At 65.4% G+C, this 13,448-nt stretch carries 15 protein-coding genes; 6 read left to right on the top strand and 9 right to left on the bottom strand.

Annotation, left to right across the window (positions count from 1 at the left end; genetic code table 11):
• Position 1 precedes the first annotated feature (1 nt).
• The gene (locus A5766_RS08165; RefSeq protein ID WP_039854566.1) at positions 2-478 is read left to right on the top strand and encodes a VOC family protein; all 477 of its coding nucleotides are present in this window, start codon (positions 2-4) and stop codon (positions 476-478) included.
• On the opposite strand, the gene A5766_RS08160 is transcribed toward A5766_RS08165, so the two are convergent.
• From A5766_RS08160 to A5766_RS08120, 8 genes are all read right to left on the bottom strand, one after another.
• The gene (locus A5766_RS08160) at positions 459-827 is read right to left on the bottom strand and encodes a J-domain-containing protein (RefSeq protein WP_005202788.1); all 369 of its coding nucleotides are present in this window, start codon (positions 825-827) and stop codon (positions 459-461) included. The genes A5766_RS08165 and A5766_RS08160 overlap by 20 nt on opposite strands.
• Before the next feature lie 118 nt (positions 828-945).
• Complete coding sequence (locus A5766_RS08155; protein ID WP_064864423.1) at positions 946-1,371, bottom strand: metal-sulfur cluster assembly factor; 426 nt, start codon at positions 1,369-1,371, stop codon at positions 946-948.
• Positions 1,368-1,838, bottom strand: a complete 471-nt coding sequence (gene sufU / locus A5766_RS08150) for a Fe-S cluster assembly sulfur transfer protein SufU (RefSeq protein ID WP_005202785.1) — start codon at positions 1,836-1,838, stop codon at positions 1,368-1,370. The genes A5766_RS08155 and sufU overlap by 4 nt, the downstream gene beginning before the upstream one ends.
• 1 nt (position 1,839) lies before the next feature.
• Positions 1,840-3,123: a cysteine desulfurase gene (locus A5766_RS08145; protein WP_005202783.1), complete on the bottom strand. Its 1,284-nt coding sequence runs from the start codon at positions 3,121-3,123 to the stop codon at positions 1,840-1,842.
• Positions 3,124-3,126: 3 nt separating this feature from the next.
• On the bottom strand, positions 3,127-3,900 hold the full coding sequence (gene sufC / locus A5766_RS08140; RefSeq protein ID WP_005202779.1) for a Fe-S cluster assembly ATPase SufC: 774 nt from the start codon (positions 3,898-3,900) through the stop codon (positions 3,127-3,129).
• 205 nt (positions 3,901-4,105) lie between these two features.
• Positions 4,106-5,293: a Fe-S cluster assembly protein SufD gene (gene sufD / locus A5766_RS08130; RefSeq protein WP_064904213.1), complete on the bottom strand. Its 1,188-nt coding sequence runs from the start codon at positions 5,291-5,293 to the stop codon at positions 4,106-4,108.
• The gene (gene sufB, locus A5766_RS08125) at positions 5,293-6,726 is read right to left on the bottom strand and encodes a Fe-S cluster assembly protein SufB (RefSeq protein ID WP_064904211.1); all 1,434 of its coding nucleotides are present in this window, start codon (positions 6,724-6,726) and stop codon (positions 5,293-5,295) included. The genes sufD and sufB overlap by 1 nt, the downstream gene beginning before the upstream one ends.
• Entirely contained in the window at positions 6,723-7,496 is a 774-nt protein-coding gene (locus A5766_RS08120; RefSeq protein WP_064863159.1) for a helix-turn-helix transcriptional regulator, read from the bottom strand. The genes sufB and A5766_RS08120 overlap by 4 nt, the downstream gene beginning before the upstream one ends.
• Positions 7,497-7,624: 128 nt before the next feature.
• Here A5766_RS08120 and mptB point away from each other — a divergent pair, with 128 nt between their 5' ends.
• The 4 genes from mptB (at position 7,625) to A5766_RS08100 (ending at position 12,351) form a co-directional block, all read left to right on the top strand.
• The gene (gene mptB / locus A5766_RS08115) at positions 7,625-9,400 is read left to right on the top strand and encodes a polyprenol phosphomannose-dependent alpha 1,6 mannosyltransferase MptB (protein ID WP_005202772.1); all 1,776 of its coding nucleotides are present in this window, start codon (positions 7,625-7,627) and stop codon (positions 9,398-9,400) included.
• A 118-nt stretch (positions 9,401-9,518) separates the two neighbouring features.
• Positions 9,519-10,490, top strand: a complete 972-nt coding sequence (locus tag A5766_RS08110) for an ABC transporter ATP-binding protein (RefSeq protein WP_064870775.1) — start codon at positions 9,519-9,521, stop codon at positions 10,488-10,490.
• A complete protein-coding gene (locus A5766_RS08105) occupies positions 10,487-11,293 on the top strand; it encodes an ABC transporter permease (protein WP_064864415.1) in 807 nt (268 codons plus the stop codon). Before A5766_RS08110 ends, A5766_RS08105 begins: the two co-directional genes overlap by 4 nt.
• Positions 11,290-12,351: a COX15/CtaA family protein gene (locus A5766_RS08100; protein WP_064864413.1), complete on the top strand. Its 1,062-nt coding sequence runs from the start codon at positions 11,290-11,292 to the stop codon at positions 12,349-12,351. The genes A5766_RS08105 and A5766_RS08100 overlap by 4 nt, the downstream gene beginning before the upstream one ends.
• A 22-nt stretch (positions 12,352-12,373) precedes the next feature.
• On the opposite strand, the gene A5766_RS08095 is transcribed toward A5766_RS08100, so the two are convergent.
• Positions 12,374-12,748, bottom strand: coding sequence for a hypothetical protein (locus tag A5766_RS08095; RefSeq protein WP_064904209.1), 375 nt, complete (start codon positions 12,746-12,748; stop codon positions 12,374-12,376).
• Between the two features lie 150 nt (positions 12,749-12,898).
• Here A5766_RS08095 and A5766_RS08090 point away from each other — a divergent pair, with 150 nt between their 5' ends.
• Positions 12,899-13,417, top strand: a complete 519-nt coding sequence (locus A5766_RS08090; protein ID WP_064904207.1) for a phosphoribosyltransferase — start codon at positions 12,899-12,901, stop codon at positions 13,415-13,417.
• The last annotated feature ends 31 nt before the right edge of the window (positions 13,418-13,448 follow it).

Here is a 13,448-nt window from a genome sequence, read left to right as displayed (position 1 = left end):
CATGGCGACGACACTCACCGGACTGCACCACCTCAAGTTCCCGGTCACCAACCTCGAGCTGAGTATCGACTGGTACACAAGGGTTTTCGACGCCACCCACATCACGAGATTCGACCATTACGATAGGACCGGTCATCGCTACGCCGTCGTGATCTCGATTCCCGGTATCGCGGAACTAATCGAACTGCGACTTGATCCCGCTGCGGCGCAGGGAATCGCGGGCTTCGATCCGGTCACCTTCGGCGTGGTCGACAATGCCGCGCTGCAGCAATGGATCGAACACCTCGACCGACTCGGAGTGCCGCACAGCCCACCGATCACCGGCTACATCGGGCAGGTCGTTCGCCTCTCCACACCGGATGGCATGACGATTCAGATCTACACGGATCCGGCAGACGGATTCGAGTCGGCCATGTTCGACCGCTCCATCATCGTGCAGCCGGTCGCCGGGCACCGAATCACCGACTCCCCCGCCTGAGCGACCGCCACTGCTCGACGATCTCGTCAACGTCGACGACGTGGGCAGTGACGACCGACGGCAGCCCCGCCCGCGTGGTCAGATGTGCTTCGCGCACACGGCGATTGAAGTCGGCCAGGATCTCGCGCACTGCTGATTCGTCGGCGATGTCGGCCAGGGAATCGGGAAAGCCTTGCGCCTCCTTGCGGAGTTGCAGCGAAGCGGGCAGCAGGGCCGTCGAATCGAGTCCTTCGTCGCGGATCTTGCGCTTGACCCACCAGTCGGGGTCGTCGGTATCGGAGAGGTCGAGCGGCTTGCCCATGCCCGGCAGGTTGTCGAACTCGCCGCGCTCGGTGGCCTCGCGGATCATCTTCTCCACGCGCGTTTCGTACGTGGGCGGCTTCCAGCGGCGGACACGACGAAACCGTCCTTCGGGTTCGTCCATATGTCCAGTCACCGTGTCCCCGCGTCTCCGTGTCTCCGACGGCTCAGACAGTGAATCCCAACGCGCGCAGCTGCTCGCGGCCGTCGTCGGTGATCTTGTCGGGGCCCCACGGCGGCAGCCACACCCAGTTGATCTCCAACTCGGTGCACAAGCCGCTGCCGATGAGCGCTGCGCGTGACTGGTCCTCGATGACGTCGGTCAGCGGACACGCCGCCGACGTCAGTGTCATGTCGATCTTGGCGACGGCGTCGTCGGTGATCTCGATGCCGTAGACGAGTCCGAGATCGACGACGTTGATACCGAGCTCCGGGTCGACGACGTCGCGCATCGCCTCCTCGACGTCCTCGAGTTGGGGCAGCGAGGTGCTCGGTGCACTCACGGGTGACTGAGCTGCGGGTGTCTGAGCTGCGGGGGTCTCGACCGGGGGCGTCTCGACTGCCGGAGTCTCTGCCAAAGGCTGTTCGGTCATGGGGCTTCCACCTGTTCTGATTCACGTTCTTCCACCGACTGCGCCAGGGCGTCCTTGAACGCCATCCAGCCCAGCAGTGCACATTTGACGCGTGCCGGATACTTGCTCACTCCGGCAAACGCGATGCCGTCGCCGATGACGTCTTCGTCGCCCTCGTCGGAGCCGCGGGAGGTCATCATCGCGTTGAACGATGCGACCGTCGCCAAGGCGTCGTCGACGCTGGCGCCCTCGAGCTGGTCGAACAGCACCGATGTCGACGCCTGCGAGATCGAGCAACCCTGCCCGTCGTAGGAGATGTCGGTGACGGTATTGCCGTCGTCGGAGAGCGCGACGCGCAGGGTCACCTCGTCACCACACGTCGGGTTGACGTGATGGACCTCGGCGCCGAACGGCTCGCGCAGCCCGCGCCCGTGCGGGTGCTTGTAGTGATCGAGGATCACGTCCTGATACATCTGCTCCATACGCATGTCAGGCGACTCCGAAGAACTTCTGCGCCTTGACGATTGCCGCGGCGAGAGCGTCGACCTCGTCATGCGTGTTGTAGACCGCGAACGACGCACGGGCCGTCGCCGCAACATCGAAACGTCGGTGCAGCGGCCATGCGCAATGATGTCCGACGCGGATCGCGACACCCTCGTCGTCGAGGATCTGCCCGAGGTCGTGTGCGTGAATGCCGTCGACGACGAACGAGACTGCACCACCGCGGTTTTCGGTCGTCGTGGGTCCGACGATGCGCAGTCCCTCGATCTCTCCGAGCGAATGCAGTGCGTGCTCGACGAGCGAATGCTCATGCGCGGCAACAGCATCCATCCCGATTGCCGACAGATAGTCGACGGCCGCACCCAATCCGACGACCTGCGAGGTCATCGGCACGCCTGCTTCGAACCGCTGAGGCGGATCGGCGTAGGTGGTTGCCTCCATCGTGACGGTCTCGATCATCGATCCGCCGGTGATGAACGGAGGCAGCGCAGCAAGAAGCTCTGCCTTGCCGTACAGCACACCGACACCCGACGGTCCGAGCATCTTGTGCCCGGAGAACGCCGCGAAATCGACGTCGAGCGCACGGAAATCGACTGGCATGTGCGGAACCGACTGGCAGGCGTCGAGCACGACGAGCGCACCGACAGCACGAGCTCGGCGAACCAACTCGTCGACGTCGGCCACGGCACCGGTCACGTTGGACTGGTGCGTGAACGCGACGACCTTCACGGTGTCGTCGAGCTCGAGTGAATCGAGGTCGATGCGGCCGTCGTCGGTCACGCCGTACCAGCGCAGGGTCGCGCCGGTACGTCGGCATAGCTCCTGCCACGGAACGAGATTCGCGTGATGCTCGAGTTCGGTGATGACGACTGTGTCGCCCTCGCCGAGTTGTCGACCACCGAACAGCGGTGCGCTGCGGTCGTCGCCGAGCGTGTAGGTGACCAGGTTCAGCGACTCGGTCGCGTTCTTGGTGAACACCGTCTCGGGTGCGGTGACACCCACGAAGGCGGCGATCTTCTCGCGGGCGCCCTCGTAGTCGTCGGTGGCCTCCTCTGCGAGCTGATGCGCGCCACGATGCACCGCGGCGTTGTGGGTCGTCAGGAACTCACGCTCGGCATCGAGCACCTGGACCGGACGCTGCGAGGTCGCACCGGAATCGAGGTAGACCAACGGCTTTCCGTCGCGCACCGTGCGGGACAGAATCGGGAAATCGGCACGGATGGCGTCGACGTCGAGCGTCGAAGCCTTGTCGGCCACGGTCTCCGTCGACATGGCTCAGCCCGCCGCAGCAGCCGTCGTGAAGCGGACGTAACCGTTCTCTTCGAGCTCGTCGGCCAGCTCGGGCCCACCGGATTCGACGACCCGACCGTTGACGAACACGTGCACGAAGTCCGGCTTGATGTAGCGCAGGATTCGCGTGTAGTGCGTGATCAGCAGGATGCCGCCGTTTTCCTCGGCCTTGTACGTGTTCACGCCCTCGCTGACGACGCGCAGAGCGTCGACGTCGAGGCCGGAGTCGGTCTCGTCGAGGATTGCGAACTTCGGCTTGAGCAGGTCTAGCTGCAGGATCTCGTGACGCTTCTTCTCGCCACCGGAGAAGCCCTCGTTGACCGAGCGCTCGGCGAACGACGGATCGATCTCGAGTGCGGTCATCGCCTCCTTGGTCTCCTTGACCCAGTGGCGCAGCTTGGGAGCCTCGCCACGGACGGCGGTCGCCGCGGTGCGCAGGAAGTTCGACATCGAGACGCCGGGAACCTCGACGGGGTACTGCATCGCGAGGAACAGACCTGCGCGGGCGCGCTCGTCGACGCTCATCTCCAGCACGTCCTCGCCGTCGAGGGTGATGGTGCCGCTGGTGACCTTGTACTTCGGGTGGCCTGCGATCGCGTAGGAGAGCGTCGACTTGCCGGAGCCGTTGGGGCCCATCAGTGCGTGGGTCTCCCCCGACTTCACCGTCAGGTCGACGCCTTTGAGGATGTGGATCGGCTCGGCGTCGGTGTCGGACTGCGCGACGTCGACGTGCAGGTCACGGATTTCGAGTGTGCTCATGTGGCTTTCTTTCTGGGGCTGGGTGATCTCGACAAGCTCGATCAGCGGGTTCGGGGCTCGATCGGCGGGTTCGGTGATCTCGACAAGCTCGATCAGCGGGTTCGGTCTCGATCAGCGGGTTCGGTCTCGATCAGCGGGTTCGGTCTCGATCGGCGGGTTCGGTCTCGATCAGCGGGTTGAAGCTCGATCAGCGGTCCACGCGCGATCAGGCGCCGGAGATCTCGAGTTCGTGTTCGATTGCGGCGGAGAGACGTTCGCGCAGTTCGGGCACCGTGATCTTGGCGATGACCTCGCCGAAGAATCCACGGATGACGAGGCGTCGGGCCTGGTCTTCCGGGATGCCGCGGGCCTGCAGGTAGAACAGCTGCTCGTCGTCGAATCGGCCGGTGGCGCTGGCGTGGCCTGCACCGACGATCTCGCCGGTCTCGATCTCGAGGTTCGGCACCGAGTCGGCACGCGCGTTGTCGGTGAGCAGCAGGTTGCGGTTGAGCTCGAAGGTGTCGGTGCCCTCCGCTTCCGGACGGATCAGCACGTCGCCGATCCAGACCGTGTGCGCCTCACGACTGCGGTCGCCGGACGGATCTCCTTGCAGCGCACCCTTGTACACCACGTTGGAGCGACAGTTCGGCTGGTTGTGGTCGATGAGGAGTCGCTGTTCGAGATGCTGTCCGGCATCGGCGAAGTACAGACCCCACAGTTCGGCGTCGCCGCCCGGTGCCGCGTAACGGACCAGCGGTGAGAGCCGGACGAGGTCGCCGCCGAGGCTGATCGCGAAGTGCCGCAGCACGGCATCGCGACCCACCTTGATGTGGTGCGTTGCGACGTGCACGGCGTCGTCGGCCCAGTCGTGGACGTTGACGACGGTCAACGCGGCCTGGTCGTCGACGATGAACTCGACGTTCTCCGCGTAGGTTCCGCTGCCCTTCTGGTCGAGGACGACGACGGCCCGCGCGAAGGGCTCGAGGCGGATCTGCACGTGACCGAACGCCGTCTTGTCGACGCCGGGGCCCTCGAGTGTGATCACGATCGGCTCGCCGACCTCGACCTCGCGGGCGACGGTGACGACCGTGGCTTCGGTGAATGACGAATATGCCTGCGCCGCAATGCGATCGAACGGCACTCCACCCTGACCGAGTCGCTTGTCGTCGCGACCGACGGTCTCGACGCTGACGCCGTCACCTGCGCCGGTGACCGCGACTGCTGCCTGTCCGTCGGCCGTCGCGCTGCCGTCGTGCAGACCCCGCAAGCGTCGGAACGGGGTGAATCGCCACGCCTCTTCACGGGAGCTGGGGACTTCGAACGCCTCGACGTCGAACGAGGTGAACAGCTCACCCTTATTGACGGGCGCGACTGTGCTGCCCGGAACCGAGACCGGGATTGTCGGATCAGCCATCAGCCGACGGCTCCTTCCATCTGGAGTTCGATGAGGCGGTTGAGTTCGAGCGCGTACTCCATAGGGAGTTCCTTCGCGATGGGCTCGACGAATCCGCGCACGACCATGGCCATCGCCTCGTCCTCGGTCAGTCCGCGACTCATCAGATAGAAGAGCTGATCGTCGCTGACCTTGGAGACGGTGGCCTCGTGGCCCATCGTGACGTCGTCCTCGCGGATGTCGACGTACGGGTAGGTGTCGCTACGGCTGATGGTGTCGACGAGCAATGCGTCGCACTTCACCGTCGAACGGCTGCCGTGCGCACCGTTGTTGACCTTGATCAGACCGCGGTAGGAGGCTCGTCCGCCGCCCCGCGCCACCGACTTGGAGACGATGTTGCTCGAGGTGTGCGGCGCGAGGTGGACCATCTTCGATCCGGTGTCCTGATGCTGGCCCTCGCCGGCGAATGCGACGGAGAGCACCTCGCCCTTGGCGTACTCGCCCGTCAGCCAGACTGCCGGGTACTTCATCGTGACCTTCGAGCCGATGTTGCCGTCGATCCACTCCATCGTGGCGCCCGCCTCAGCCTTGGCACGCTTGGTGACCAGGTTGTAGACGTTGTTCGACCAGTTCTGAATGGTGGTGTAGCGGCAGCGTCCACCCTTCTTCACGATGATCTCGACGACGGCCGAGTGCAGTGAGTCGGTCTTGTAGATCGGCGCGGTGCACCCCTCGACGTAGTGCACGTAGGCACCCTCGTCGACGATGATCAGCGTGCGCTCGAACTGGCCCATGTTCTCGGTGTTGATCCGGAAGTAGGCCTGCAGCGGGATGTCGACGTGCACGCCCGGGGGCACGTAGATGAACGATCCGCCCGACCAGACCGCGGTGTTCAGCGCGGAGAACTTGTTGTCGCCCGCCGGGATGACCGATCCGAAGTACTCGCGAAAGACCTCGGGATGCTCCTTGAGACCGGTGTCGGTGTCGAGGAAGATCACGCCCTGCTGCTCGAGGTCCTCACGGATCTGGTGGTAGACCACCTCGGACTCGTACTGCGCCGCGACGCCTGCGACGAGACGCTGCTTCTCGGCCTCGGGGATGCCGAGCCTGTCGTAGGTGTTCTTGATGTCTTCGGGCAGGTCGTCCCAGGAAGCTGCCTGCTTCTCGGTCGAGCGCACGAAATACTTGATGTTGTCGAAGTCGATGCCGTCGAGCTCAGCACCCCAGTGCGGCATGGGCTTGCGGTCGAAGATGCGCAGCGCCTTGAGGCGGTTCTCGAGCATCCAGTCCGGTTCGCTCTTTTTCGACGAGATGTCGGCGACCACGGCGTCGGAGAGTCCACGCTGCGCACTCGCTCCTGCGACGTCGGAATCGGCCCACCCGTATCCGTACGTGCCGAGTGAGGCGATGGTCTCCTCTTGGGTCAATGGAGCCTGTCCATCTGTAACTGTCATCGCTGGGCCTTTCGACTCGTCTGCTTCGGGTCGGCGACGGCGTCATTGCCGGGCTGGTTGTCGCCGATCATCAGGGGGACATGCGTTGTACACGCGCAATCGCCGTTGGCGATCGTCGCGAGACGTTGTACGTGCGTACCGAGAAGCTCGGTGAACGCCGCGGTTTCTGCCTCACAGAGTTCGGGGAACTCAGCCGCGACATGTGCCACGGGGCAGTGGTGCTGGCAAATCTGGACGCCGGAGCCGACCAATCTGGTGTTGGCGGCGTAACCCGCGCTGGTGAGAGCGTCGGCGATCTCTTCGACCGTGTCGGCCACCGAGCCGGACTCCGCTACGGGACGTACCCCGTCGACGATGCCCTCGATCCGGTCACGTGCGAACTCACCGATCGCTTCCTCACCGGCGATCTCGCGGAGCTTGCGCATGGCTGCCCCGGCGAGGTCGTCGTATGCGTGTTGAAGCTTTCCACGACCGGTCGCCGTCAATTGGAACCACTTCGCCGGCCTACCCCGACCGCGCTCACCGCCCCGGCCGAAACCGGGCGAGGCGTGTTCGGCATCACCGGCATCGACGAGCGCGTCGAGATGACGACGCACGCCTGCAGGACTGATACCCAACCGCTCGGCGATCTCTCCCGCGGTCAGCGGCCCGTCTTCGACGAGCAGCGACACCACGGCAGCACGTGTCTGCCCGTCGGCGGGCATGGCTCCTGGATCGGCGACCACACCGGGACGGGCGCTGTCGGCAGACAGCACTGCATCACTCCGCATGGTTTTCACAACGCCAGTGTGACGTAATTACTTCCCCGCTTCCAGCAAGGGTGACCTAAGCGGTGACCGACTCGGCGCTCGGGTGCGGTGTCGAAGGGACATGACGAGGCAAGCATTACAGTCGTCTCGTGTCAGAAACCAGTGTCCTGCGTCGTGCCGCGACGTACCTCGGGCTGAAGTCTGCGCGAGAAGCCGACACGGACTCGGACACGACGGGCGACTACGGCCGGTCGGTCGCGACACTGCACGAGACCGAACAGGAAGTCGGCCCACTCAACGCGGAGGAGAATCGGCGACTCTTCCGGATCAAGATCTTCGGAGCCACCGGATCGGTGCTGCTGCTGATCGGTTCGCTGGGTACCGGCCAGATCCCCGTGCTGCAGAATCCCGTCGCGGGAATGCGCCTCCTGTCGCTGCCGTCCCGGATGTGGAGCACGGCACTGACGATGTCGATCGGCGGAACGCTGATGCTCGTCGTCGCGTGGCTGATGATCGGACGCTTCGCGGTCGGCCGGTTCAGCGTCGAGGTGCTGGAGGGTCGAAGCCCGCAGCGGCGCATGACCCGACGCCAGGCCGACAGCACGCTGCTGCTCTGGATCGCCCCGATCCTCGTCGCTCCACCGCTGCTCAGCAAGGACATTTACTCCTATCTGGCACAGAGCGCCATCGCCGAACGCGGCATGGATCCCTACTCGGTGAGTCCTGTTCGCGGACTCGGCGTCGACGACGTCCTCACGCGATCCGTGCCCAATCTCTGGCGAGACACCCCCGCGCCGTATGGTCCGTTCTTCATCTGGATCGGTGAGGGCATCACCAAGATCACCGGGGACAACATCCCCGCGGCGATCTTCCTGCATCGACTCGTGGCACTGCTCGGGGTTGGCTTGATCGTCTGGGCGCTGCCCCGCCTCGCACGGCGCTGCGGGGTGTCGGGCGTTGCGGCTCTGTGGCTCGGCGCGATGAATCCGCTCGTGATCCTGCACCTCGTCGGAGGCATCCACAACGAGGCACTCATGCTCGGCCTGATGCTCGTCGGACTGGAGCTGTGTTTCGCGGGGATCTACAGCAGCGGGAGGCTGCGAGGCTCCGGATTCTGGCCAAGCCAGGCGGGTTGGTTGCTCATCGCGGGCACGGCGGTGATCGCTGCGTCGTCCATGGTGAAGGTCACATCGATGCTCGCCCTCGGATTCGTCGGCGTCGCCCTCGCAAGACGGTGGGGCGCCACGCTGCCCGCGCTTCGTCATGCTCCGGTGAGTACGTGGTGGTCGCGGTCGCGGGATTCGGTGCGTGCGCTCGCGGCGTCGGCAGGCTTCCTCTTCGTGATTCTCGCCATAGTCGTGGTGGGTATTTGTGCCGGGACAGGACTCGGTTTCGGGTGGACGACGACGCTGTCGACGGGCGAGATCGTGCGGTCCTGGATGTCGATGCCGACGTTGATGTCGGTGAGTACCGGCAGGGTCGGCGTGTGGCTCGGCCTCGGCGATCAGACGCAGGCCATCCTCGACGTCGCGCGCCCCATCGGGCAGCTCATCGCCGCGATTTTCGTCGTCCGCTGGATGCTGGCGACCCTCGCCGGACGACTCCACCCGCTCGGCGGGCTCGGGATCGCGATGGCCACCGTCGTCTTGTTCTTCCCGTTCGTGCAGGCCTGGTACCTGTTGTGGGCCGTCATCCCCCTCGCCGCGTGGGCGACCGGCCCGTGGTTCCGCGTGTTGAGCATCGCGGCGTCGGCGATCATTGCGATCGTTGTCATGCCGACGAGTTCCAACACGAGCGGCGTCGTGCTCGCGCAGGGCCTGCTCGCCGGTGTGATCATGGTCGCGATACTGACGGCGCTGTTCTTCGAGGATCTGCCGTTCACCCGGCATAGACGCAGCCGCTCGACGTCGAACCCCGACACGTGACGACGTCGGGCACAGGGGCGTCGGGAGCAGCACCGTTTTCTCTCCAGCACCCCTCACCGCATAGTCTTGGCGTGTGCGCAGCACGGCTTCACCTTCACCATCGCCGGCAGACGATCCGATGACCGATCGTCGCTCTCGCGGATCCGTCTCGACGGGCTCGACGACAAAACCCGACGCCGCGGTGCGCGTTCGCGGAATGGTGAAACGCTACGACGACCGGGCCGCCGTCGATGGGCTCGACCTCGATCTGGAGTCCGGAACCGTCCTCGCGCTCCTCGGCCCCAACGGAGCGGGCAAGACCACGACGGTGGAGATCTGTGAGGGGTTCCTGCACGCCGATGAGGGCAGCGTGTCGGTGCTCGGCCTCGACCCCTGGCGCGACAACGACAGACTCCGCACGCGGATCGGCGTCATGCTGCAGGGTGGCGGCGCCTATCCCGGTGCTCGCGCCGAGGAAATGCTGCGGCTGTGCGCCGCGTACTCAGCCGACCCCATCGATCCCGATTGGCTGCTCGACGCTCTCGGTCTCGAATCGGCCGCGCGTACCCCGTTCCGACGCCTCTCCGGTGGTCAGCAGCAGCGGCTCTCGCTCGCGTGTGCCATCGTCGGCCGACCCGAACTGGTCTTCCTCGACGAACCCACCGCAGGACTCGACGCCCAGGCACGCCTGGTGGTCTGGGAGATCATCGACCGTCTGCGCGGAGACGGCGTCTCGGTGTTGCTCACCACCCACCTCATGGACGAAGCAGAAGAACTCGCCGACCAGGTCGTGATCATCGACCACGGCAAGGTCGTGGCGAACGGCACCCCGGCGGAGCTGACGAGTCGCGGGGCCGAGAACGAACTGCGGTTCACCGCACCGCGCGGGCTCGACCTGACGATGCTCGAACTCGCGCTGCCCGAGGACTATCGCTGTACCGAACCACTGCCGGGCAATTACCTGGTCAGCGGCGACGTGACACCACAGGTGTTGGCGACGGTGACCGCGTGGTGCGCCAAGATCAACGTTCTCGCCACCGATCTGCGCGTCGAGACCCGCAGCCTCGAGGACGTCTTCCTCGACCTCACCGGACGGGAGTTACGTCGATGACCGCCGCACGCACACGGTCGACGTCGCAGTTCCCGCCGGGAACCTTCGCCCCGCACCCGCAACCCGCGTCGCTTCCCGCGATGCTCGCCGCGCAGACGCGGCTCGAGTTGACCCTGCTGCTGCGCAACGGCGAGCAGTTGCTGCTGACGATGTTCATCCCGATCACCCTGCTGATCGGATTGTGTCTGCTACCCCTCGACACCGACCTCGGCACGACCAACGCCGAACGCGCGGCGACCTTCGTGCCAGCCATCCTGACCGTCGCGGTCATGTCGACCGCATTCACCGGACAGGCCATCGCCGTCGGGTTCGACCGACGGTACGGCGCACTGAAAAGGCTTGGGGCGACGCCGATTCCGCGGTGGGGCATCATCGCGGGCAAAGCGATGGCAGTCGTCATCGTCGTCATCGCACAGGCGATCCTGCTCGGATTGATCGGCGTCGCATTCGGATGGCGTCCCGAACCCGTCGGCCTGCTGATCGGCGCGCTGATCATCGCGCTGGGCACGGCTGCGTTCTCCGCTCTCGGATTGCTGCTCGGCGGAACACTCAAGGCAGAGATCGTCCTGGCGCTGGCCAATCTTCTGTGGTTCGCGATGCTGGGCATCGGCAGCCTCGTCGTGATGTCGTCGCGTGTACCCGACTCGGTCTGGTGGGTGGCTCGCGTGGTGCCATCCGGCGCGTTGACCGAAGCGCTGCAACAAGCTGCCGATGGGCGTGTCGACGTCTTCGGCGTAGTGGTTTTGCTGGCCTGGGCCGCCATCGGCTCTGCGCTGGCGGTGAGGTGGTTCCGATTCCAATGACGACGTCAGATACGCGTACCGAGCGCTCCCCCGAATCCCCAGATGCCGCATCGCAGGACACCACGACCCGGCGTCGTGGCCTGTTCGGCCGCGTCCCCGGATTCGCAGACCCGACGGCGCGTTCGGTCTATGGCTGGGCCATCGCACAGTTGGTCGTCAATGTCGGCATCGTCGTCACCGGCGGCGCGGTACGCCTCACCGGTTCCGGTCTCGGCTGCCCGACGTGGCCCCAGTGCACCGACGGTTCCTTCGTTCCACATCAGGCGCTGGGGATGCACGGAGCCATCGAGTTCGGCAACCGGATGCTCACCTGGGTCCTGGTCGTCGTGGCCATCGGGACGTGGCTCGCGGTGTTCCGTCGACGCGGCTCGACGCGCGGCGACCGCTGGCTGGCAACACTCATCGCGCTCGGCATCCCGTTCCAGGCAGTCATCGGCGGCATCTCGGTGCTCACCGATCTGAATCCGTGGGTCGTCTCGCTGCACTTCGTCTTGTCGATGGCGTTGGTGTCGTTGGCAACCGTTCTGGTGTTCCGGACCTCGCCGCACGAGCGTGACAAGACGACGAACATCGTGGCGGCCCGCCTCGGCAGCGCCCTGTCGTGGCTGATTTATGTCCTCACCTGGGCGACCATCTACGTAGGGACCGTCGTCACGGGATCGGGCCCTCACGCGGGTGACGCCGACGCGCCGCGCAACGGACTCGACCCGGGCGCGATGACGCAGCTGCACGCCGACTTCGTGTTCGTGCTGGTGGGTCTGGCGTTGGCGGTGGCCGTCACCGCACGGGTTCTCCAACTGCCGCAGACCCGTGCCGCGCTCATCTACGTCGGGCTGCTTGCACTGCAGGGCGTGATCGGCGGCATCCAGTACGCCACCTACCTTCCGATGGCGTTGGTCATCGCGCACATGCTCGGTAGCGCGCTGCTGATGATCGGCGCCACGTGGCTCGTGCTGTGGTTCGGCAGTGATCAGCGAGCGGACAGTGCTCAACTATCGGGCGGGGATCAAACCGACCAGGTCGGCCAGCGCGAACGCGGCGACGCACCCGTCAACTGATCGGGACCGCCCCGCCGAACCGTCAGATGATCGCGCTGTTGCGCGCCTTGGGGAAATGCTCGGAATGGGCAACCCAGCCGGCCATCTTGCGATAGTGCTCGGGCGACACGGTCGCCTTCGACGTCAGTTCCCGATCCCACTCCCCGATTTCGAGGCCGGGCACGGCGTCGACGACGGCATGCGCGGTCGCGACGTCGTCGACGACGCGGTCGCCGAGGTAGCCGTTGGAGTCACCGACGAGAGTGATGCGCACGCCTGCTGCACCGACCGGCTGCAGCACAGCTGTCGCCGCGCCGCCCTCTGAGGCCACGAATTTCTTGATCGATTCGACGACCCCGGCGGGCGCCTTCGCACGCGGAGCGGTGTCGGTGGTCTCGGTCGTCTGCTCGTCGCTCATGGTCTGTAGATCATACCGACCCACGCCCCGCGGACCCGCCGCGGCGTAGCGACAGGAGCGAGCGGATCGACGTCGCTCTGACCGGCACCGCGAACCGACAGTCACGGTTCGAGATGTGCGGGGGCCACAGACTTGGCAGAGTTGACGGGTATGGAACCTCCCGCGCAGGAGCGCGAAATCCTCACCTGGGAACTGAACGGTATTGCCTGCCGGGAACTGGCGCAGATGGTCGCCGATGACAAATACGTTCCCGACATCATCATCGGGATCGCCCGCGGCGGTCTCATCCCGGCGGGAGCAATGGCCTACGCCCTCGACTGCAAACTCATGCTGTCGCTGAATGTCGAGTTCTACACCGGCATCGGCGAGACGCTGTCCGAACCGGTGATGCTGCCCTCGCTGCTGGAGAGCAGCGGGTTGCACGATCAACGTGTCCTCGTCATCGACGACGTCGCAGACACGGGCAAGACACTCAAGCTCGTCGACGATTTCTGCGAGCAGCAGGGCCGCGTGGCCGAGGTCCGCAATGCCGTGATCTACCAGAAACCCCACACGATCACGACTCCCGACTACTGCTGGCGCACCACCGACAAGTGGATCAACTTCCCGTGGTCGGTCGACCCGCCGGTCGTGGAGACCCGGAATGCGAGCAGCGAGGCCGACGGATAGAAACCGACCATCGCGCAGCATCAACCGCCAC

The sequence above is a fragment of the Gordonia sp. 852002-51296_SCH5728562-b genome, from assembly GCF_001665475.1.
Taxonomy (GTDB): domain Bacteria; phylum Actinomycetota; class Actinomycetes; order Mycobacteriales; family Mycobacteriaceae; genus Gordonia; species Gordonia sputi.
Note: the sequence above shows the minus strand (reverse complement) of the source record. Positions and strands in the feature narration are given on the sequence as shown.